This window comes from Rhodococcus sp. IEGM 1370, assembly GCF_033142325.1.
Lineage (GTDB): Bacteria > Actinomycetota > Actinomycetes > Mycobacteriales > Mycobacteriaceae > Rhodococcoides.
On record NZ_JAWLRY010000004.1, the window covers coordinates 201,425 to 223,502 of the forward strand.

Below are 22,078 nucleotides of genomic sequence, written 5' to 3' on the forward strand. Positions count from 1 at the left end.
CCCAGTGGTTTCTGAAGCGCAGTGGTTCGATGAGCGCAGTGGTTCTGGGCGTTCGGCAGGCGACACGCTTTCGTCGAGTCGGCGCGTGAATGGACCCCGGGTGCTACTTTTGATGCCCCCGTTGCGCTGTGCGCACATTTGGGGTACCTTTGGACGTTGCGCTGGCTGCCTCCTGTCCACCTCTCGATCGCTGTTACCCGAAAGCACGTTTTCGGGCCGCTGTGATGGGGATTCGGTCTGGTTGCACCAGCCGAAATTCGCCCCACATATAGCAAACAGATACAGCGGCGGTCGCACTGCACGAGCGACCCGCGTGAGGTGCTGGAAGGACGCATCTTGGCAGTCTCTAGCCAGACCAAGGCAGTTGTCGGAACACCGGGAGCCCCGAGGAGGGTTTCGTTCGCGAACATTCGCGAGCCGTTGGAGGTACCCGGTCTCCTCGATGTACAGACGGATTCGTTCGAATGGCTGGTAGGTGCGCAGAGTTGGCGTGACCGTGCCGCCGCCCGCGGAGACAGCAGTGTCGCCGGTGGACTCGAGGACATCCTGACCGAGCTCTCTCCTATCGAGGACTTCTCGGGTTCGATGTCTCTCTCCTTCTCCGACCCACGATTCGACGAGGTCAAGGCCTCGACCGATGAGTGCAAGGACAAGGACATGACGTACGCGGCTCCGCTGTTCGTCACGGCCGAGTTCATCAACAACAACACCGGTGAGATCAAGAGCCAGACGGTCTTCATGGGTGATTTCCCGATGATGACCGACAAGGGCACCTTCATCATCAACGGCACCGAGCGTGTCGTCGTGTCGCAGCTGGTGCGTTCGCCGGGCGTCTACTTCGATCACTCGATCGACAAGACCACCGAGAAGGACCTGCACAGCGTCAAGGTGATCCCCGGTCGCGGCGCATGGCTCGAGTTCGACGTCGACAAGCGCGACACCGTCGGTGTCCGCATCGACCGCAAGCGTCGCCAGCCCGTCACGGTGCTGCTGAAGGCTCTCGGCTGGTCCACCGAGCAGATCACGGAGCGCTTCGGCTTCTCCGAGATCCTCATGGCCACGCTGGAGAAGGACAACACCGCCGGTACCGACGAGGCACTCCTCGACATCTACCGCAAGCTGCGTCCGGGCGAGCCGCCGACCAAGGAGTCGGCGCAGACCCTGCTGGAGAACCTGTTCTTCAAGGACAAGCGCTACGACCTCGCTCGCGTGGGTCGCTACAAGATCAACAAGAAGCTCGGCCTCAACTCGGGTCAGCCCATCGTGGCGTCGACCCTCACCGAGGAAGACATCGTCGCGACCATCGAGTACCTGGTGCGTCTGCACGCAGGTGAGACCTCGATGACCGCACCCGACGGCGTCGAGGTTCCGGTCGAGGTCGACGACATCGACCACTTCGGCAACCGTCGTCTGCGTACCGTCGGCGAGCTCATCCAGAACCAGATCCGCGTGGGCCTGTCCCGCATGGAGCGCGTCGTGCGCGAACGTATGACGACTCAGGACGTCGAGGCGATCACGCCGCAGACCCTGATCAACATCCGTCCCGTCGTCGCTGCGATCAAGGAGTTCTTCGGAACGTCCCAGCTCTCGCAGTTCATGGACCAGAACAACCCGCTGTCGGGTCTGACGCACAAGCGTCGCCTGTCGGCACTGGGACCCGGCGGTCTCTCTCGTGAGCGCGCCGGCCTAGAGGTCCGCGACGTGCACCCCTCGCACTACGGCCGCATGTGCCCCATCGAGACCCCGGAAGGCCCGAACATCGGCCTGATCGGATCGCTCTCGGTGTACGCACGCGTCAACCCGTTCGGCTTCATCGAGACCCCGTACCGCAAGGTCGTCGACGGCAAGGTCACCGACGATGTCGATTACCTGACCGCCGACGAGGAGGATCGCCACACGCTCGCGCAGGCGAACTCTCCGGTCGACGACTCGGGTCACTTCATCGAGGACAAGATTCTCGTCCGTCGTAAGGGTGGAGAGGTCGAGTTCGTCTCGTCCGACGACATCGACTACATGGACGTCTCGCCGCGCCAGATGGTGTCCGTCGCAACCGCGATGATCCCGTTCCTCGAGCACGACGATGCCAACCGTGCCCTGATGGGCGCGAACATGCAGCGTCAGGCCGTCCCGCTGGTTCGCAGCGAGTCGCCGATCGTCGGAACCGGCATGGAGCTGCGTGCAGCTGTCGACGCCGGTGACGTCGTCATCACCGAGAAGACCGGTGTCGTCGAAGAGGTCTCCGCCGACTACGTCACGGTCATGGCCGACGACGGAACCCGCAAGACCTACCGGATGCGTAAGTTCGCGCGCTCCAACCAGGGCACCTGCGCCAACCAGCGTCCGATCGTGGACGAGGGACAGCGCGTCGAGACCGGCCAGGTCCTCGCCGACGGCCCCTGCACCGAGAACGGTGAGATGGCACTCGGCAAGAACCTGCTGCTGGCGATCATGCCGTGGGAGGGCCACAACTACGAGGACGCGATCATCCTGTCGCAGCGCCTCGTGGAAGAGGACGTTCTCACCTCGATCCACATCGAGGAGCACGAGATCGATGCTCGCGACACCAAGCTCGGTGCCGAGGAGATCACTCGCGACATCCCGAACGTCTCCGACGAGGTCCTCGCAGACCTCGACGAGCGCGGCATCATCCGTATCGGTGCCGAGGTTCGTGACGGCGACGTGTTGGTCGGAAAGGTCACGCCGAAGGGCGAGACCGAGCTGACCCCCGAAGAGCGCCTGCTGCGCGCCATCTTCGGTGAGAAGGCCCGCGAAGTTCGCGACACCTCGCTCAAGGTTCCGCACGGCGAGAACGGAAAGGTCATCGGCATCCGCGTCTTCTCGCGCGACGACGACGACGATCTGCCTCCCGGCGTCAACGAGCTGGTCCGCGTCTACGTGGCTCAGAAGCGCAAGATCCAGGACGGCGACAAGCTCGCCGGCCGTCACGGCAACAAGGGCGTCATCGGCAAGATCCTCCCGCAGGAGGACATGCCGTTCCTGCCCGACGGCACCCCGATCGACATCATCCTCAACACCCACGGTGTGCCGCGTCGTATGAACATCGGTCAGGTCCTCGAAACCCACCTGGGTTGGATCGGCAAGACCGGTTGGAACGTTCAGATCGCCGCGGACGGCACGAAGCCCGATTGGGCCGAGCGTCTGCCCGAGGAGATGTTGGCGGCTCCGGCCGACAGCAACATCGCCACCCCGGTGTTCGACGGTGCCAAGGAGAATCAGCTCGCCGGCCTGCTGGAGAGCACGATTCCCAACCGCGACGGCGAGCAGATGGTCGGATCCGACGGAAAGGCCACGTTGTTCGACGGCCGCTCCGGCGAGCCGTTCCCGTACCCGGTGTCGGTGGGCTACATGTACATCATCAAGCTGCACCACTTGGTCGACGACAAGATCCACGCTCGTTCGACCGGGCCGTACTCGATGATCACGCAGCAGCCCCTCGGTGGTAAGGCCCAGTTCGGTGGACAGCGCTTCGGTGAGATGGAGTGCTGGGCCATGCAGGCCTATGGTGCTGCGTACACGCTGCAGGAGCTTCTCACCATCAAGTCGGACGACGTTGTCGGCCGCGTGAAGGTGTACGAGGCGATCGTCAAGGGCGAGAACATTCCCGAGCCCGGTATCCCCGAGTCCTTCAAGGTGCTCCTCAAGGAGCTCCAGTCGCTGTGCCTCAACGTGGAGGTGCTGTCCTCGGACGGCGCTGCCATCACGATGGCCGATGGTGACGACGAAGACCTCGAGCGTGCCGCAGCCAACCTGGGAATCAACCTCTCCCGCAACGAAGCTGCCACGGTCGACGACCTCGCTCAGTAGTTCTGTGGTCTGCCGGATCCGCCCAGTGCGGATCCGGCAGGCGTTTCTCTCATTTGCTCTTCCAGCACAACACCCATAACGGGGAAAGGAAGTTACGTGCTCGACGTCAACTTCTTCGATGAACTTCGCATTGGCCTTGCCACTGCGGACGACATCCGTCAGTGGTCCTACGGCGAGGTCAAGAAGCCGGAGACCATCAACTACCGCACGCTCAAGCCCGAGAAGGACGGCCTCTTCTGCGAGAAGATCTTCGGCCCCACTCGGGACTGGGAGTGCTACTGCGGCAAGTACAAGCGCGTCCGCTTCAAGGGCATCATCTGTGAGCGTTGTGGCGTCGAGGTCACTCGCGCCAAGGTGCGTCGTGAGCGCATGGGCCACATCGAACTGGCTGCTCCGGTCACGCACATCTGGTACTTCAAGGGTGTGCCGTCGCGTCTGGGCTACCTGCTCGACCTGGCTCCGAAGGATCTCGAGAAGATCATCTACTTCGCTGCCTACGTCATCACCACGGTCGACGACGAGCTCCGTCACAACGAGCTCTCGACGCTCGAGGCCGAGATGGAGGTCGAGAAGAAGGCCGTCGCAGATCAGCGCGACGCCGATCTCGAGGCTCGTGCGCAGAAGCTCGAAGCCGACATCGCCGAGCTCGAAGCCGAGGGTGCCAAGTCCGACGTGCGCCGCAAGGTCAAGGACGGCGGCGAGCGCGAGATGCGTCAGCTCCGTGACCGCGCGCAGCGCGAGCTCGATCGTCTCGAAGAGATCTGGACCACGTTCACCAAGCTCGCTCCCAAGCAGCTCATCGTCGACGAGCTCATCTACCGCGAGCTCATCGACCGGTACGGCGAGTACTTCACCGGTGCCATGGGTGCCGAGTCGATCCAGAAGCTCATGCAGACCTTCGACATCGACGCCGAGGCGGAATCTCTTCGCGAGACCATCCGCAGTGGCAAGGGTCAGAAGAAGCTGCGTGCGCTCAAGCGTCTGAAGGTCGTCGCTGCGTTCCAGGCCGGCCGTAACTCCCCGATGGGCATGGTCCTGGACGCTGTCCCGGTCATCCCGCCGGAGCTTCGTCCGATGGTCCAGCTCGACGGTGGACGTTTCGCGACGTCCGACCTCAACGATCTGTACCGCCGCGTCATCAACCGCAACAACCGCCTCAAGCGTCTGATCGATCTCGGTGCTCCCGAGATCATCGTCAACAACGAGAAGCGGATGCTGCAGGAGTCGGTCGACGCCCTGTTCGACAACGGCCGTCGTGGACGTCCGGTCACCGGACCGGGTAACCGTCCGCTCAAGTCGCTGTCCGACTTGCTCAAGGGCAAGCAGGGTCGTTTCCGTCAGAACCTCCTCGGCAAGCGCGTCGACTACTCGGGCCGTTCGGTCATCGTCGTCGGCCCGCAGCTCAAGCTGCACCAGTGTGGTCTGCCGAAGCTGATGGCTCTCGAGCTGTTCAAGCCGTTCGTGATGAAGCGTCTGGTGGATCTGAACCACGCGCAGAACATCAAGTCGGCCAAGCGCATGGTCGAGCGTCAGCGTCCGCAGGTGTGGGACGTTCTCGAAGAGGTCATCGCAGAGCACCCCGTGCTGCTGAACCGTGCACCCACCCTGCACCGGTTGGGCATCCAGGCGTTCGAGCCGCAGCTCGTCGAGGGCAAGGCCATCCAGCTGCACCCGCTCGTGTGTGAGGCGTTCAACGCCGACTTCGACGGTGACCAGATGGCTGTCCACCTCCCGCTGTCCGCCGAGGCTCAGGCCGAGGCACGCGTGCTGATGCTGTCGTCGAACAACATCCTCTCGCCGGCATCGGGCCGTCCGCTCGCCATGCCGCGTCTGGACATGGTGACGGGTCTGTACCACCTGACGCGTCTCGATGCCGGTGCTGTCGGCGAGCGCGCCGACGCCAAGACCGACACGGCCGAGTTCGGGGCGTACTCCTCCCCGGCCGAGGCTCAGATGGCCGTCGATCGTGGATCGCTCACGGTGCAGTCGCAGATTCGGGTTCGTCTCACCACGCAGCGCCCGCCGCGTGACATCGAGAACGAGCTGTTCCCGAACGGCTGGAACCGTGGCGAGGCATGGACCGCGCAGACCACTCTGGGACGCGTGCTCTTCAACGAGCTGCTTCCGGCGGACTACCCGTTCGTCAACGAGCAGATGCCGAAGAAGCGTCAGTCGACCATCATCAACGATCTCGCCGAGCGTTACCCGATGATCGTCGTCGCGCAGACCGTCGACAAGCTCAAGGACGCAGGCTTCTACTGGGCCACGCGTTCGGGTGTCACCATCTCGATCTCCGACGTCCTCGTGCCGCCGGAGAAGCCGCAGATCATGGAGACCTTCGAGGCTCAGGCCGATCAGATCGAGAAGAAGTACCAGCGTGGCGCACTCGACAAGGTCGAGCGCAACTCCGCACTGGTCAAGATCTGGCAGGACGCGACCGAGCAGGTCGGTAAGGCCATGGAGGCGCACTTCCCCGACGACAACCCGATCCCGATGATCGTGAAGTCCGGCGCAGCCGGAAACATGACTCAGGTTCGCTCGCTCGCCGGCATGAAGGGCTTGGTGACGAACCCGAAGGGTGAGTTCATCCCGCGTCCGATCAAGTCTTCCTTCAAGGAAGGCCTGACGGTTCTCGAGTACTTCATCAACACGCACGGTGCTCGTAAGGGTCTGGCCGACACGGCGCTTCGTACCGCCGACTCGGGCTACCTGACGCGTCGTCTGGTCGACGTCTCGCAGGATGTCATCGTTCGGGAAACCGACTGTGGCACCGAGCGCGGCATCGTCACGACGATCGCCGAGAAGACGGCCGACGGCAAGATGATCCGCGACGCTCACGTCGAGACCAGCACGTACGCCCGCACGTTGGCGAACGACGCTGTCGACGAGAACGGCACGGTCATCGTCGCTCGCGGACACGATCTCGGTGACCCGGCCATCGACGCGCTGCTCGCTGCGGGCATCACGTCGGTCAAGGTTCGCTCGGTGCTCACCTGCACCACCGGAACCGGCGTCTGCGCCACCTGCTACGGCCGCTCGATGGCCACCGGCAAGCTGGTCGACATCGGTGAGGCCGTCGGTATCGTTGCCGCACAGTCCATCGGTGAGCCCGGAACCCAGCTGACCATGCGTACCTTCCACCAGGGTGGTGTCGCCGGAGATGACATCACCGGTGGTCTGCCTCGCGTGCAGGAGCTGTTCGAGGCACGTGTGCCGAAGGGCAAGGCTCCGATCGCGGACGTGTCGGGACGCATCCAGCTCGAGGACGGCGATCGTTTCTACAAGATCACCATCGTTCCGGACGACGGCGGCGAAGAGGTTGTCTACGACAAGCTCTCCAAGCGTCAGCGTCTGCGCGTCTTCAAGCACGACGACGGCACCGAGCGCCTCTTGGCGGACGGTGACCACGTCGAGGTCGGCCAGCAGCTCATGGAAGGTGCTGCCGATCCGCACGAGGTCCTGCGTGTGATGGGTCCCCGTCAGGTGCAGATCCACCTCGTCAACGAGGTCCAGGAGGTGTACCGGTCGCAGGGTGTGTCGATTCACGACAAGCACATCGAGACGATCGTTCGCCAGATGCTCCGTCGCGTGACGATCATCGACAGCGGCTCCACCGAGTTCCTGCCCGGTTCACTCACCGAGCGCAGCGAATTCGAGTCGAGCAACCGTCGCGTCGTCTCCGAGGGTGGCGAGCCCGCAGCCGGACGTCCGGTCCTGATGGGTATCACCAAGGCGTCGCTGGCCACCGACTCGTGGCTGTCGGCAGCGTCCTTCCAGGAGACCACTCGTGTGCTCACCGATGCGGCGATCAACTGCCGTAGCGACAAGCTCATAGGTCTCAAGGAGAACGTCATCATCGGTAAGCTCATCCCGGCTGGTACCGGCATCAACCGGTACCGGAACATCACGGTGCAGCCGACCGAAGAGGCGCGTGCCGCCGCATACGCGGTGCCGTCGTACGACGATCAGTACTACAGCCCGGACGGCTTCGGCCAGGGAACCGGCGCTGCAGTGCCGCTCGACGACTACGGTTTCTCCAACGAATACCGCTAGAGCGACTTCGTCGCATGTGAGCAGAAACTCGTAGCCCACTACGAGTTTCCGCTCACGACGACAGAGCCAGCAGACAAAGCCCCGCATCGACTTCGGTCGGTGCGGGGCTTTGTTGTATATCTGGGGTGCGCGGTGAGTTTTCGATGCGCCTCGAGTCGGTACCGGCATGACCGATCAATCATCCAGCACCATCGTGAACATCGGCGTGGCCATGTTCACCGTCGCAGACCAGGACGCCGCGCTCGAGTTCTATTCACGCGTTCTCGGTTTCGAGCTGCGCGACGATACGCGTTTCGGCCCCGAGGGCGAGTATCGGTGGGTCGAGGTGGCACCGCCCGGTTCGACGGCACGCCTGGCCCTGAATCCGCCGATGGGTGACTCGCCCGGCGGGTCGTCGATCGGTGTCGAAACTCCCGACGTCGAGGCGGAACACGCGCGACTGGCCGCGATCGGCGGTGTCGACATGGACGCATTGTCCGGGACGGAGGACGGTGCGCCGCCGATGTTCGTGCTGCGTGATCCCGACGGCAATCTGGTGTGGGTTGTTCAGGCCTGAATGGCCCACCGGGCGGGCGGACTTTCGCCGTCTCGGGCTCGTTGCGGGGTCTCAGCCGCTACCGTCCTCCTATGCGAAAGACTGTGCTTGTGCTTGTGATGGTCATGGCGTGGATTCTCGCGGGAGCGCTGCCGGCCGGAGCGGCACCCGGTGACGATCCTTCGTGGTCGGGTGATTATTCGCTGATGCGGTTCGCGGCGAGCAAGACCGGCACCAGCGCGGCGGCGTCGCAACGAGAACCGGATTTCTCCGACGTCTACACCTTTGCCACCGATTGCGTCGACGGAGACTGTGTTGCCTCCGTCGTCGCCGGTCCACCCCCGGCGAACGAGTCCCTCCAGAACCGCCCGATCGACTACGTCTGGGACGGAACGAGTTGGGTGCACACCTACGACTGGGTGTGGGACTGCTGGAAGGGTGAAGGAAATCCCAAGGAATACAACGACGCGCACTCGGTGGCCTACTACACCCCGCAGCCCGATGGCAGCTTCGAGGGCGTGTGGACCACCACGATCTTCGGCGGATACTGCGACGGCACTGTCGTCATGAACGTTGCTGCATATCCTGTCTCGCCGATTCCCGCCCTGCCGCCGATGTTCGGCAGTAGCTGACCGACTGAGAAGGCGTTCGTCGAATCATCCGTGATGGCAGACGGCCTCGAGGTCGATGCCGTTGAGATCGCGGACGAATGATCCGTAGTACGTGGCGTGGTATTCCGACTGCAGCCCTGGAGCCCTGAGCTCGATCGCTCCTGCCGAGAGTGCTGCCGCGTGGAAGGCATCGACGGTGGCGCGATCCGGGGCGCTGAAGGCGAGATGGGTGTGCGGTCCGATGGCCGAACCCGGTGCGTCGACGATCCAGAAGAAGGGCTTCAACTGCGCCCAACCGAACGCGATCATGGCGAGTTGGTTGGCCTCGGGGGTGTGCGGTACCCGCATGATTTCGCTGATCCCCAGCGGTTTCAGTACAGCACCGTAGAACTCGGCGCTGGCGGCAAGATCGGCGACGCCGATGTTGAGGTGGTCGATTTGGGAGCCTGTGCGGTCGGTGTTCGTCATGCGTTCGAGTTTTGCCGTGATTGCGGACGACTCAGGTCCTGAATCGAATGGAAATTTCGTGTTCATGTGCCCTTTCGATCGACGACGCGCACAGTTCGTTCGGGCGCGACAGCCTCGAAGGATGGTGAGACGGGGTAACGAGATACGGTTCGGTCAGGACATCTCCATGCGAGCGGGCGCCACACGTCGACAGTTTCTGACGTGGAGTGCGCTGGTGGGGGCGTTGGCGTTCACTCCGGGACTCGCAGGGACCACGGCGCAGGCCCAGTCCGTGGTGACGCCCGATTACCCGTTCCGCCTCGGCGTGGCATCCGGCGATCCACTGCCCGATTCGGTGGTGTTGTGGACCAGACTCGCCACCGATCCCTTTGCGCCACTGGGCGGAATGACTCCTGGCGTTGTGCCGGTGCGGTGGCAGATCGCCGCGGACGAGAGATTCGCGAACATCACCCGCGAGGGTGTCGAGCTTGCCACCGAGTTCGACGGCTGGTCGATTCACGTCGACGTCCGAGGGCTGGAGCCTGCTCGCGAATACTTCTATCGCTTTCTCGTCGGACCGCACTCCAGCTCGGTCGGCCGCACCAAAACCGCACCGGCGCTGGGCCAACCGTTGAGCAGGCTCGATTTCGCCTGGGCGTCGTGCCAGAAATGGGAGGACGGCTACTTCGGCGCATACCAGGACCTGGCGGCGTCGAATCTCGATGTGGTGTTCTTTCTGGGCGACTACATCTACGAGTACGCGATCAAGGACGAGGGTGCTCGGAAGGGTGAGCCGCGTACCGAGTCGGCTGCCCGAGAAACCATGGTGCTCAGCGACTATCGAGACCGGTATGCCTTGTACAAGGCGGACGAGAACCTCGCCGCGGCCCATGCGTCGGCACCGTTCGTCTCGACGTTCGACGATCACGAGGTGGACAACAACTGGGCCTCGCAGATCAGTCAGGACGACGACGATCCGCGAGAGTTCCTGTTGCGCAGAGCCGATGCGTTCAAGGCGTGGTGGGAGAACACCCCGGTTCGGGCGAATCTGAAGCCCGTCGGACCGGACATGACGGTCTATCGTCGGTTCTCGTTCGGCGATCTGGTGGACTTCTCGGTGCTGGACACACGGCAGTACCGCAGCGATCAGGCGCACGGGGACGGCGAGCATGCGCAGGACGCGGAGACGGCCGATCCGTCGCGCACCATAACCGGTGCAGCGCAGGAGAAGTGGATTCTCGACGGGTTCGCATCGCCGTCGTCGTGGAACTTCCTGGCGCATCAGACGGTCATCTCGGACTTGGCTCGTGGGCTCGGCGGCGATCGCAAGGTCGGGATGGATCCGTGGAGCGGATACGAGGCGTCGCGGCACCGAATTCTGGACGGGGCCAGGGATCGTGGCACGAAGAACGTCGCGTCGATCGTCGGCGACATTCATCGCACGATCGTGTCGGAATTGCGACGCGACTACCAGGATCAGGTGTCGCCGATCCAAGGTGTGGAGATCGCGGCCACGTCGATCGCGTCGGGCAAGGACGGTGCCGATGTCGACGCCGCCGGGGCGGCTATCGCCGAGGCCTCACCGCACGTCAGGTACGGCAATGCTCGTCGCGGCTATCTCCGCAGCACGCTGACGAACACCGAATGGCATTCGGAAGTGAGGGTTCTCGATGCGGTGTCGACGCCGGGCAAGCCGGTGCGCACCGCCGCAACCGTCACCGTCCCCGAAGGCCGCCCCGAGATTCAGCTGGGTTGACGCCGACGGTCACTGACGGATGGCGAACATCGGCATCGCCAGGCCGAGCAGCATCACGGTGAACAGGAACCATGCCGCGCCCTGCCAGATCGGCCACGTGCCACCGGCTCGGTACGACTTGTATCCCAACGTCAGAGCTCCGATCCCGCCGAGGAAGCACACCGCAGGCACCGACGCGGCCAACACAGGACTGGAGCGGTCGACGAGCAGGAACACCGCGGTCAGGGCGGCAGCCACCGCCACCACACCTGCGCAGTATCCCGCAGCCTTACGAAGGGCACCGGGGTCGTTCCAGCGCTTTTCGACGTCGCGGTCGGCGATGGTGCGTTCGGTCGGGTCGTTGACGGGCATACCTGTGGGCTACCCGTTCGGCGCGGGTCTACCCACTTCGGACGGTCAGCGACCGTCGGCGATGATCTGCGCGACGTTGCGTTCGGCCAACGCGGTGATGGTGAGCGACGGGTTGGCGGCTCCGGTGCTACCGGGGATCAGGGCACCGTCGACGACGTAGAGCCCGGGGTGACCCTTCACCCGCCCGTAGCTGTCGGTGGCGTCGCCCAGTACCGCGCCGCCGAGTGGGTGGGCGGTGAAGGTGTCGTCGACGTCGCGGGTGAACGGTTCGGCTGCGACGACGGTACCGCCGGCCTGAGCCATCCGATTCTGCACTGCGCGTAGGGCTTCCACGGTGTCGCGGCTGCCACCCTTCGGCCAGTTCAGGGTCAACGTGTCTGTGGCGGAATCGAATCCGAAGTTTCCACGCAGGGGATCGATGGTCATACCGAGGGAGCCGATGAAACCGAGATTCACCGGAACGCCCGGCACGTACCAGTTCTCGACGGTCAGTGGCAGTCCTGAGTCGTCGACGATGCGGGACGCGCACGGCGCACCCTGCGGTCCGGCCGACATCGGCCCCAGTGACCGCGTCATCGACGCGTCGCCGTTGGTGCCCCATCCGGTGCCGACGAATTCGTTGAGGTTCGCCAGCGCACCGGTGCTGCGGGCGCGCATCAGCAGCTCGGTGGTGCCGATGGACCCCGCTCCGAGGACGAGGGTGTCGCAGGTGAGTGTGCGTGTCTCGAGTACGTTGCCGAACGGGTCGAGGCGTTCGATCTCGACGCGGTAGCGGCCGCCGGATTCGGTGCCGATCGCCGCGACGCGATGGCTGTGACATACCGTCGCGTTGCCGGTGGCCTCGGCCTGGGGGATGTAGTTCTGGGTCAGGTCGTGCTTGGCACCGTTGGAGTTGCCGAAGGTGCTCGCGCCGACGGTCGCGGACGGCCTCGAGCGGCCGCCGATCTCGTCGCGGACGACATTCCAGTTCCAGTTGCCGTCCACTGCCTGCGGGGTGAAGCCGGCCCGCCGGGCGTGGTCGTCCCAGGTGCGTGAGTGTGCGAAGTTCGGGCTGTTGTAGACGTCCTCGGGCATCGCCGACGGCCGGAGCATCGAGCGCGCCTTGGGGTACCAGGTGGCGGCCATCTCGTCGTAGTTCAGTCGTCCGCCGAAGGAGAGGTCGAAGAACTTCTTGTCCGGGGCGATGGTGACACCGGTGTAGACGATCGAGCCGCCGCCGACGGCAGCGCCGCGCCAGACGGAGAGGTTCTCGTAGCGGGTGGTGTCGAGGACGCCGCCGAACAGGTCGACCGGCCCGACGGGCATGCCGGTGATGTTGGTGAAGGAGCTCTGCTGCCACAGTCCGCGTCCGTCGGCGGTCATGTCGGCGGTGAAGATCTCGCGCCACGGATCACGTGGCCAGCGCAGTCCGCGTTCGAGGACTGTGACCTGGGTGCCGGCCTGCGCCATGCGGAGGGCGGCGGCGCTGGCACCGAAGCCGGAGCCGATGACGATCACGGGTGAGTGGTCCGGTGGGCGCGGGGGGGCGGCGAACAGCTCGGGAACCAGTGCTCGGATGCGTTCGGCACCGATCGGCAGCGCGCCCGCTGTGGCGGAGCCCGGCATTCCGGCCGAGTTCAGGACCGGAGCGGCGGCAGCGCCGAGCATTCCGGCAGCGGCCAACCGCAGCAGTTGCCTTCGGTTCACGGAAAGTCCCCCTACTTGACTCACGGACAGCGTTGTCGATTCTGTCGTGTTTGCGGCGAGAAAGCGAACAGTTCGGTCGGTCTCGAGGATGCTTCCCAGCTCGGCCTCAGGTTTGCCTGTAAGACTTCCGCTCATGGTTTCGGCATCGCTGGCCCTGTTACTGCTCTTCGCAGCGGTACTCGGCATCGTGGCGCACCTCGTCGACGCGCGGGGGCAGGCGATGCTCGTTGCCGCGTCTTTGGCACATGTCCTCATGCTCGCCGCGGTGCCCGGCGCTGCACTCGCGGCCGTGGCGTTCGGGTGGTGGGGGCTGGCTGCGGGGGCGGCTGTACTGACGGGTGCCATCGCAACGCAGCTGCCGCTGCAGAGGCACCGTCCACTACACAGGCACCGCTCCCGGACGACGACCGAGGCACCGACTCTGACGGTCCTGCACGCCAACATCTGGCTGGGACAGGCCGATCTCGACGCGTTGGTTGCGCTGGTCGAGCAACACCGCCCGGACGTGCTCACCCTCGTAGAACTGACGCCCGAGGCAGAGGCCCGTCTTCGCCCGAGACTGTCCGGCTCGTTGCCGCACGCGTATGTCAGCGCCGCCCCCGGCGGCGAAGGTACCGGCATCTACAGCCGCTTCCCGCTCGTCGACGAGCAGCGGCACGACGGTTTTGTGACCGAATTGCTCTCTGCACGGGTGGAGATGCCGGGTCGGCCTCTGGTGTTCGCGGTTCACCCGGTGCCGCCGTGGCCGCGGGAGCCGTCCGAATGGGTTCGCGAGCTCGCGCTGCTGCGTCAACTGCTGGCCAAGATCCCCGTCGACGACGGTCCCGTGGTGGTGGCCGGCGACTTCAACGCGACGCAGGATCATCGGCGGTACCGAGATCTACAGGACGGCCGGTTCGTCGATGCCGCGGTGGCCACCGGGGCCGGGATGCTCAGGACGTATCCGGCGCACACCTGGTACCCACCCGTCATCGCCATCGACCATGTTCTGGTGGCGGACATGGCGGTTCGATCGGTCGAGGCGGTGACGATCACCGGTTCCGACCACCGCGGCATCCTGGCTCGGCTTGCCTTCGGTCCCCACTAGGGCTGTGCGGGCAACTGCTGCACCGACCACTTGTTTCGGTCGGGGTCGGCGAAGTACACGAACGTGCCCCAGCCCTCGTCCTTGGGCGGATCGATGGTCAGACCCGACGAGGTGAGGTGCTCGTAGGCCTCCTGGATGTTGTCCACGACCATCAGAATCCCGGCTCCCTTGCCCGGCTCGGCGTCGGTGATGCCCTCACCGATCGCGATGGAGCACGCCGAACCCGGGGGAGTGAGCTGGACGTACCGGATGCCGTCCCAGGGGCGGGCGTCGTGGTCGGCCTCGAAGCCGATCGAGGTGTAGAAGTCCTTGGCGCGGTCCACATCGGTCACGGCGAGGGTGACGAGTTCGATCTTCATGGTGAGGTTCATGGAGCAATGCTGAGCGCCTTTGCGGACACATTCGGTCCGCTATGAACGAACACTTCGAGAAATATGCCCGACGCCTCGTCGGTTGACATATCCGTGTTCTTCTCACTGCTCGACAGATCCCGCACTCGATCCGGAATGGACGACGCCTCCTCGCTGCGGCATACCGTCGAACGAGCGGTACATGCGGAGAAGATCGGGCTGCACCGTTTCTGGGTGGCCGAGCATCACGGTGTTCCCGGTATCGCGTCGGGCGCGCCCGCGGTACTTGCTGCGGCGGTGGCGTCGCGCACCTCGCGCATTCGCGTCGGATCCGGCGGGGTGATGCTGCCCAATCATCAGCCCCTGGTCGTGGCCGAGCAATTCCTGATGTTGGAGTCCCTCTTTCCCGACCGAATCGACCTCGGTGTCGGCCGCTCCCTCGGTTTCACCGAACCGGTCCGCGCAGCATTGCGCCGAGACCGTGACGCGCCCGACACGTTCGAGTCCGACATCGCCGAATTGCGTTCGTATCTGGACGGTTCGGCCGCGGTGACGGCGCGCCCTGTCACCGCTGCTCCACCGGTGTTCGTCCTCGCCACCGGAGCCGGTCTCGAGGTGGCCGCTCGCGCCGGGCTTCCGGTGGTCGTCGGTGGACCGGTGCTGCAGAAGGACGATCCGTTGGCGTTGTATCGCAAGCACTTTAGGCCCACGCCCTCGAATCCCGAACCGTACGTGATCATCTCGCTCGATGTGACCATCGCAGCCGATGCCGAGGACGCGCGTAGGTTGGCCGTGCCGGAGGCGTGGGCGATGGCCAGGTCCAGGCGTGAGGGCGAGTTCCCGGCACTGGAACGAGCGTCTGCGATCGATCAATCGCAGTGGACGCCGCAGACGCGCGACAGAATCGAGGCGTCGTTGGCGTCGAGCATCCTCGGCACGACCGGGCAGGTCCGCCCGAGGCTCGAGGAGGTGATCGAGCGCACCGGCGCGAACGAGATCATGGCCTCGACGTCCACGTACGATCGCGCCGAATTGTTCGACGCCGATGCCGCGTTCGCTCAGCTCGCAGGGGTGGCGGGCTGAACAGGTGCTGTCGCAGCCAGGGCCGCCACGAGGTCGCGCTGAATGTCGGTGGCGGGCACGGTCGCGTCGACGACGGCCGAGACCGGGAGCCGCAGCCTGCGGTCGGCCTCGGTGCGGAAGACCAGGCCGGTCTTGGGGGTGCTGTCGGCGGTGCTGGCATACAGGATGGACCAGCACTGCGGGTTCTTGAGGAGTTCGGCGCTGGCGGTGTGATCCGACGCCACGGGTGGGCCGAAGCTCAACGGAAGTCCGCTGCGCTTCATCTCGCGTTCGATCACCCGGTGCAACAGGATCTGCTCGCTCCGTTTGGGAAGTAGCAGGGGGTAGCCGGCGAGCTGGCTCAGGCTCGGGTTGTCCTCACCCGCCAGAGGATGACCCTCGGGAAGAACGACGACGAGGTCCTCGGTCCACAGTTCGGTCACATGGAGACCGGAGCGTTCGACGCTGCCGCGGATCAGCGCCACCTGGCAGTCGCCGGACGTCACCGCTTCGATCTGTTCTGCGAATCGTTTCAGGACGAAGTCGATCTCGGCGTCGGGATGACGCTCACGGACCGCGACGATGGCGGAGATTGCGTTGGCCGCGAACGTCATGTTTCCGGTCAGGCGCAGCTGATTCCGCTTGCGCGTCGTCAGCGCCAGCGCGGCCTGCTCGAGCTCCACCATGTGCCGGGCGATGGAGACCAATTGTGCTCCGACAACGGTCAATCGAACGGTACGAGAGGTCCGCTCGAACAGCGGTTCACCGATTTCTCGTTCCAGCTTGGAGATCTGCAGACTGATCGCCGATTGCGAGACGTAGCAGCGTTCGGCAGCGCGCGAGAAGTTCAGTTCCTCGCCGACCGCGAGGAAGTACTTCAGCTGCCGCAGTTCCATGTAGCCATCCAATCATGAGTTCTGCTCATAGATGCTATTTCAACTTCCGCGTTGATAGAGCATCGCGGTCGGAGTTTCATGGAGGTAGTTCTTCGTAGAGGAAAAGACTCGAGCCGAAAAGGAAAGTGCTGTGCAAACGTACGACGTCGTCATCGTGGGATCGGGATTCGGAGCATTGGCTGCCGCCAAGTCTCTGGGCAAGGCCGGTGTGACGTTCTCGCTGATCTCCAGCACCACCGAACACCTCTTTCAGCCGCTGCTCTACCAGGCCGCCACCGGAATGCTCTCGACGGGTGAGATCGCCCCTCCGGTCAGGCGCATCCTCGCGCAGTACGACTCGGCGGACGTGCGTCTCGGGCGCGTCGTCGATGTCGATCCCGAGAATCACCAGGTCACCTACATCGGTGCCGGACAGAGCCACACCATCGGCTTCGGTCGATTGATCGTCGCCACGGGTGCCACGCAGGCGTACTTCGGGCGCGACGAGTTCAAGGACCGCACGTTCGCGCTCAAGACCGTCGACGACGCGATCGCTCTGCGTGAGCAGATCCTGAGTTGCTACGAAACTGCGCACCTGACAACCGATTCGGCTGCTCGCAAGGAATTGCTGAGCTTCGTCGTTGTCGGTGCAGGCGCGACGGGTGTCGAATTGGCCGGCCAGATCAGGGATCTCGCGCACCGCTATTTCGCCAGCTCGTTCCCCGACATCGACCCGAGCGACGTCACGGTCACTCTCGTCGACGGGGTCAAGGAAGTTCTGCCCGCGTTCGGCGGCAAGCTCAGCGCGTATGCCCGCACGAAGCTCGAGAAGTCCGGCGTCGACGTCGTCGCCGGAGCCATGGTCACCGACATCGCCGACGACGTCGTCACGGTGCAGGATGTCGACACCAAGACCTCGCGTACCTACCCGGCCAAGACTGTTATCTGGTCGGCCGGTGTTCAGGCCAGCGATCTCGCGGCCACGATCGCCGAGCGCACCGGGTGCGAGACCGACCGTGCCGGACGCCTTCTCGTGCACGACGATCTGACGGTCGGCTCGGCGAAGGACATCTACGCGATCGGCGACGTGACGTCGCTGCACAAGCTCCCCGGACAGTCGCCGGTGGCGATGCAGCAGGGCAGGCACGTGGCGAAGATGATCATCGGAAAGGTCGACGCGGGAACGCCGTTCGAGTACACCGACAAGGGCAGCATGTCGATCGTCGGCCGGTTCAGTGCGGTGGCGCGACTGTTCGGCAAGGTCGACATGTCGGGCCCGATCGCCTGGCTCATGTGGCTCGCGGTGCACCTGATGTACCTGGTCGGCTTCCGAAACCGCTACGTCGCGGTGGTGTCGTGGATGACGTCGTACATCGGCGACAAGCGACCGCACTTCCAATACACCGACCACTCTGCCTCGCTGGTCGAGCGCGCCGATGAGACTGCCGATGACGAGGAGCGAAAGGCAGCTTAGCTCTACCGGCTGCTCACGAGGCCGTTGCGGTAGGCCCAGATCACCACGTGCACTCGGGTGTTGACGTCGAGTTTGCGGCAGATGTTACCGATGTGGGTCTTCACCGTGCTCTGTTCGAGTTGCAGTTCCCGCGCGATCTCGTTGTTGCCCAGGCCCTGCGCCAGTAGTTGCACCACTTCCATTTCTCGCAGACTCAGGTCGTGTTGCGGCGGAACGGAGTTGGGCCGACTCGGCGCGCCGCGGCGGGCGAACTCGGTCATCAGGCGCGGGGTCAGGCGAGGAGAGAGTACCGCCCCGCCGCCGGCGACGGTGACCACCGCGTCGGCGAGTTCGTCGGGATCGGTGTCCTTGAGCAGGAAGCCCGACGCCCCGGCGTCGAGGGCGGCGAACACGTACTCGTCGAGGTCGAACGTGGTGACGACGATGACGCGAACGCTGTCGAACTGCGCCAGTATCTCTCGCGTTGCGGTCAGTCCGTCACCGTTCGGCATTCTGATGTCCATCAGTACGACGTCCGGTTTCAGGGTCGATACCTGTTGTACAGCATGTCTTCCCGAGTGCGCGTGCCCGAGAACCTCGATGTCGGGGTGGCCCGCCAGGAACAGCTCGAACCCCTGTCGAACCACGGGCTGATCGTCCGCGATCAGAACGGTGATCATGCCGGCACCTCCTGCGCCCGAGAGATCTTTCCGCCGACGGGCAATCGAGCGTGCACGGTCCACGTCGTTCGGTCGTCGGAAAATCCGGCGTCGAGGGTCCCGCCGAGTAGAGCGGCCCGCTCCCGCATTCCCGGAATACCGAATCCCTGTCCTGTGGACTCGCGCTGTGTCCCGTCCGACGGCATCGTGTTGGTGACGGTTACCTCGACGGCCGACGAACCCACGGTCACCTGCACGCGCACAACGCAGTTCGGCGCATGGACTCGGGCATTGGACAACGCTTCCTGAACGACGCGGTAGCACGTCAGTTGCACGGCGCTGTCGGTATCGTCACTGTCTGCCACGATGCTCGTCTGGACGCGCCCGAACGAGATTCGAGACTGTTCGATCAGCTCGGCGATGTCGGAGATCATCGGTTGCGGTGCAGTGGCGGTGTCGAAGCTGAGGTCGGTGTCGAAGCTGTAGGCCGTGTCGCTCGGTCGCAGGATGCCGACGATCTGGCGCAGGCTGTCGAGGGTGCGCTGGCCGTGTCCGATTGCGCCGGTGAGTAGTTCGCGTGCCTGCTCGGGGTTGCTCGGGATGAGGGTCTTCGATGCTTTGGCTTGGATGAGCATGCCGGTCAGGTGGTGAGCCGCGACGTCGTGGAGTTCGCGTGCCATGGCTTTTCTCTCGTTGTCCAGCGCCGCGTCGAGCTGCTGGCGGTGTTCGATCTCGGCTCGGCGGAGGGCGGCCTCGCTCTCGAGCTCCTGGGCTCTGTTCCGTGCGATGTACTTACCCAGAGCGATGAGCACCGTGTAGTTGATGGCGAGGTTCACGACCTGCTCGGCCACCACCCCGATCGTGCCACCGGGTCCGGCTGCGGCATCGGGAAAGGACAGCCGGGTGTCGACGCTGACGACGATCTCGAGGATGAGGCCGACGGCGAGGGGAGCGAACAGGCGTGGCCCGGTCACTCGAATTGCCAAGGCGGCGATCGCAAACCAGTACAGCGGGGTGAATCCGAGAGTGCGGTCCGGCAGAACCAGAATCAGCGCGACGCTGATCGCGACCACCGACAGGTACGACACGACGGGAAACGATCGGCGCACACACGTCGCGGCGGTCATCGCCAGCAGAGCGACGATACCCACTGCGATCAGGGTCGGGCTGCGGACGAGTTCGTCTCTGGTGTCTCCGACCATGCCGGTGGAGAGTTGGAATCCGGCGTAGACGAGCGTGGCCAGGAGCATTTCGAGCGGCAGCACCACGGGATTTCGCGGTCGCCATGCGGGTCGAAACCTGCGCAGTGTCCTGGAACCAGCCACCATCAGAGTCGACTCCGTTCTCCTGCCGCATCTTTCGAGCTCGAGTTGTGCTTGCCGGCCACCCACAGCGGTCCGGTGACGAACCAGAAGAACGTGATGACGCCGAGTGGCTGGATCACGGTCTTCAGTGCCGCTGCCTGCTCCGAGTCTGCCACGGTGTACGCGAGGCCATACGTGATCACCAGTGCGATAGTGGCGGCGACCAACCACTTCACGAATCCGCGGATCTCGTTGCGGTAGGCCTGCGGACCGGTCTTCGGGGCCTTGACCGGTGCGGGTCCACCGGCGAATCGGTGTGCGAAGCGTACGTCGAGCCAGGCGACAGTGGAGTGCGCGAACACGACGGTCCAGCCGAGGTAGATGCCGGCGAGGCGGTGAGCGAATTCGACGTCTCCGCCGCGGTGCAGATCGAGCGCCACCGCCCCAATCAACACGAGGTCGAGGGCCGGGAGCAGGGCGAGCGTGATGGTGCTGGCGCGTCGCATGAGTGCCAGGTAGCGAAGGCACAGGCCGCCGATCACCAGAGCCCAGAAGCCGATCTCGCAGATCGCGATGGTGAGCAGAATCGGATTGTCCATGGACCCGATCTCACCGCAGTCGACGTGCACCCGATACCCCCGCGGAGGCGTCGTAGCTGGTGGTTCGGCCGAAGGTACGACGCTGCGCTCCACCGAAAGTCGTAGCTGATCGCGCTACTGTGGAAGTACGCATACAGGACATACGAAACAGGGAGTCCGCCATGGCAGGCAAGAAGATCGACAGAGTGCATGCACAGTCCGCGCTGGAGACGGTTCGAGAGAATCCCGGCATCGCGTTGATCGCCGCTGCGCCCGCGTTGGTGGTACTGGCGCTGGTGTGGTGGCTGCTCGGGTTTCCCGCAGCGCTGATCCTGTTGATCGCAGCAGGCGGTGCCGGCTACCTGTACCTCAGGAACCGCTGATCACTGATCGGCGCGCGGGATGCAGAACTCGGTGATCGTGGCCGAGCTTGCTGCGACCTCTGCCCACGACTTCTCCGTGGTGAGCACGGCGATCGCCGAGGTGGGGAAGCGGTGACGAACCTCGCGGGCCACGTCGGTGTCGTCGTCTGCCGCCAATTCGAGTGCGGTCCAGGGAATTCCGGGTTCGTGTCCGACGACCAGCAGTGTCGAGACGGTCACGTCGTCGAAGTACGTGTCCGCAAGGCGGATCTCGTCGATGATCTCGTCGGCGGATCCGCCGTAGATGTCTCGCTCGAATCGGGTGGGAGCGTCGCCCAGGCCGGTAGCGGCCAGCGTTTCGCGGGTGCGCAGGGCCGTCGAGCAGAGCACTGCATCGACGCGGCCGACGTGTTCGGTGATCCAGGCTCCGGCGAGTGCCGCCTCGCGTTGGCCGCGCGGCGCCAAGGGTCGTTCGTGATCCGGCACTCCGTCGGGGTAGCCAGATTTTCCGTGCCGCATGAGCACGAGGGTCCTAGTGGTCGCCATGCCGTCCACCGTAAACGGTCAGGGCGGCGGGGTCGGCCAGAACGTTCACCGGTTCCGGGAAGACGAACTTGCGCATCGCCCACCATCGGAATGCGGTTGCCAGCAACGTGCCGATGATGGAGCCGCTGACGAAGTCGGCGATGTTCTCGGTGAGGAAGGACACGTTCGGCGACCGCAGATCCAGCATGTAACTCGACACCCAGAGCGGTAGCTGGTTGATTGCCAGGCCGGTTCCGGCGACGGCGAAGAACAGCGCTGCCTCGTGGTGACGACGTCGCCCGCCTCGCGCTGTGAACGACCATTCCCGGTTGAGGATGTACGACACGATCGTCGCGATCAGCACGGCCAGAACGTTCGCTGTCACCGGCTTGTCCTGCAGGATCGTCCACTTCAGGCCGAAGAACAGTACGACGGTGACGACGAAGGTGATTGCTCCGACGATGAGGAACTTGAGGGCCTCGGCGTGCTTGACGAGGGGCTCGAGCCAGCGCTCGGGAACGCGGTCGGTGAGGCGGTCGGACACATGCATCCCATCGAC

At 64.5% G+C, this 22,078-nt stretch carries 19 protein-coding genes; 9 read left to right on the plus strand and 10 right to left on the minus strand.

Features of this window, described 5'->3' with window-relative positions; genetic code table 11:
* Positions 1 to 318 precede the first annotated feature (318 nt).
* From rpoB to R4P47_RS09280, 4 genes are all read left to right on the plus strand, one after another.
* Entirely contained in the window at positions 319 to 3,825 is a 3,507-nt protein-coding gene (gene rpoB / locus R4P47_RS09265) for a DNA-directed RNA polymerase subunit beta (RefSeq protein ID WP_094687957.1), read from the plus strand.
* Between the two features lie 96 nt (positions 3,826 to 3,921).
* Positions 3,922 to 7,878, plus strand: a complete 3,957-nt coding sequence (locus R4P47_RS09270) for a DNA-directed RNA polymerase subunit beta' (protein ID WP_269595372.1) — start codon at positions 3,922 to 3,924, stop codon at positions 7,876 to 7,878.
* 166 nt (positions 7,879 to 8,044) lie between these two features.
* The gene (locus R4P47_RS09275) at positions 8,045 to 8,434 is read left to right on the plus strand and encodes a VOC family protein (protein WP_317784599.1); all 390 of its coding nucleotides are present in this window, start codon (positions 8,045 to 8,047) and stop codon (positions 8,432 to 8,434) included.
* 71 nt (positions 8,435 to 8,505) lie between these two features.
* Positions 8,506 to 9,045: a hypothetical protein gene (locus R4P47_RS09280; RefSeq protein ID WP_317784600.1), complete on the plus strand. Its 540-nt coding sequence runs from the start codon at positions 8,506 to 8,508 to the stop codon at positions 9,043 to 9,045.
* 24 nt (positions 9,046 to 9,069) lie between these two features.
* Here R4P47_RS09280 and R4P47_RS09285 read toward each other — a convergent pair whose 3' ends face one another.
* A complete protein-coding gene (locus tag R4P47_RS09285; RefSeq protein WP_317784601.1) occupies positions 9,070 to 9,492 on the minus strand; it encodes a VOC family protein in 423 nt (140 codons plus the stop codon).
* Positions 9,493 to 9,658: 166 nt separating this feature from the next.
* Here R4P47_RS09285 and R4P47_RS09290 point away from each other — a divergent pair, with 166 nt between their 5' ends.
* A complete protein-coding gene (locus R4P47_RS09290) occupies positions 9,659 to 11,227 on the plus strand; it encodes an alkaline phosphatase D family protein (RefSeq protein ID WP_411567313.1) in 1,569 nt (522 codons plus the stop codon).
* 9 nt (positions 11,228 to 11,236) lie between these two features.
* Here R4P47_RS09290 and R4P47_RS09295 read toward each other — a convergent pair whose 3' ends face one another.
* Together R4P47_RS09295 and R4P47_RS09300 are read right to left on the minus strand one after the other, a co-directional pair.
* Complete coding sequence (locus tag R4P47_RS09295; protein ID WP_317784603.1) at positions 11,237 to 11,578, minus strand: hypothetical protein; 342 nt, start codon at positions 11,576 to 11,578, stop codon at positions 11,237 to 11,239.
* A gap of 45 nt (positions 11,579 to 11,623) precedes the next feature.
* Entirely contained in the window at positions 11,624 to 13,264 is a 1,641-nt protein-coding gene (locus tag R4P47_RS09300; protein WP_317784604.1) for a GMC oxidoreductase, read from the minus strand.
* Positions 13,265 to 13,397: 133 nt separating this feature from the next.
* Here R4P47_RS09300 and R4P47_RS09305 point away from each other — a divergent pair, with 133 nt between their 5' ends.
* Positions 13,398 to 14,351, plus strand: coding sequence for an endonuclease/exonuclease/phosphatase family protein (locus R4P47_RS09305; RefSeq protein WP_317784605.1), 954 nt, complete (start codon positions 13,398 to 13,400; stop codon positions 14,349 to 14,351).
* Here R4P47_RS09305 and R4P47_RS09310 read toward each other — a convergent pair.
* Positions 14,348 to 14,722, minus strand: a complete 375-nt coding sequence (locus R4P47_RS09310) for a VOC family protein (protein WP_317784606.1) — start codon at positions 14,720 to 14,722, stop codon at positions 14,348 to 14,350. The genes R4P47_RS09305 and R4P47_RS09310 overlap by 4 nt on opposite strands.
* A 93-nt stretch (positions 14,723 to 14,815) precedes the next feature.
* Here R4P47_RS09310 and R4P47_RS09315 point away from each other — a divergent pair, with 93 nt between their 5' ends.
* Positions 14,816 to 15,784, plus strand: coding sequence for an MsnO8 family LLM class oxidoreductase (locus R4P47_RS09315; RefSeq protein WP_317784607.1), 969 nt, complete (start codon positions 14,816 to 14,818; stop codon positions 15,782 to 15,784).
* On the opposite strand, the gene R4P47_RS09320 is transcribed toward R4P47_RS09315, so the two are convergent.
* Positions 15,760 to 16,659, minus strand: a complete 900-nt coding sequence (locus R4P47_RS09320; protein WP_068053390.1) for a LysR family transcriptional regulator — start codon at positions 16,657 to 16,659, stop codon at positions 15,760 to 15,762. The two genes, R4P47_RS09315 and R4P47_RS09320, sit on opposite strands and share 25 nt — an antisense overlap.
* Positions 16,660 to 16,789: 130 nt before the next feature.
* On the opposite strand from R4P47_RS09320, the gene R4P47_RS09325 reads away from it, so the two are divergent.
* Complete coding sequence (locus R4P47_RS09325) at positions 16,790 to 18,112, plus strand: NAD(P)/FAD-dependent oxidoreductase (protein WP_317784608.1); 1,323 nt, start codon at positions 16,790 to 16,792, stop codon at positions 18,110 to 18,112.
* A gap of 2 nt (positions 18,113 to 18,114) precedes the next feature.
* On the opposite strand, the gene R4P47_RS09330 is transcribed toward R4P47_RS09325, so the two are convergent.
* The 3 genes from R4P47_RS09330 to R4P47_RS09340 all read right to left on the minus strand — a co-directional run bounded on the left by R4P47_RS09330 (position 18,115) and on the right by R4P47_RS09340 (position 20,653).
* Positions 18,115 to 18,771, minus strand: a complete 657-nt coding sequence (locus tag R4P47_RS09330; RefSeq protein ID WP_317784609.1) for a response regulator transcription factor — start codon at positions 18,769 to 18,771, stop codon at positions 18,115 to 18,117.
* Positions 18,768 to 20,015 carry a sensor histidine kinase gene (locus R4P47_RS09335; protein ID WP_317784610.1) on the minus strand — a complete coding sequence of 416 codons (1,248 nt, stop codon included), beginning with the start codon at positions 20,013 to 20,015 and terminating at the stop codon, positions 18,768 to 18,770. Before R4P47_RS09335 ends, R4P47_RS09330 begins: the two co-directional genes overlap by 4 nt.
* A gap of 62 nt (positions 20,016 to 20,077) precedes the next feature.
* Complete coding sequence (locus tag R4P47_RS09340; protein WP_317784611.1) at positions 20,078 to 20,653, minus strand: hypothetical protein; 576 nt, start codon at positions 20,651 to 20,653, stop codon at positions 20,078 to 20,080.
* Positions 20,654 to 20,814: 161 nt separating this feature from the next.
* Between R4P47_RS09340 and R4P47_RS09345 the strand changes: the two genes are divergently transcribed.
* Positions 20,815 to 21,015, plus strand: coding sequence for a hypothetical protein (locus tag R4P47_RS09345; RefSeq protein WP_068053408.1), 201 nt, complete (start codon positions 20,815 to 20,817; stop codon positions 21,013 to 21,015).
* Here R4P47_RS09345 and R4P47_RS09350 read toward each other — a convergent pair whose 3' ends face one another.
* Both R4P47_RS09350 and R4P47_RS09355 read right to left on the minus strand, forming a co-directional pair.
* Entirely contained in the window at positions 21,016 to 21,540 is a 525-nt protein-coding gene (locus R4P47_RS09350) for a histidine phosphatase family protein (RefSeq protein WP_317784612.1), read from the minus strand.
* Positions 21,527 to 22,069 (minus strand): GtrA family protein, encoded by a 543-nt coding sequence (locus tag R4P47_RS09355; protein WP_094668723.1) that lies wholly within the window; start codon positions 22,067 to 22,069, stop codon positions 21,527 to 21,529. Before R4P47_RS09355 ends, R4P47_RS09350 begins: the two co-directional genes overlap by 14 nt.
* Positions 22,070 to 22,078: the final 9 nt, after the last annotated feature.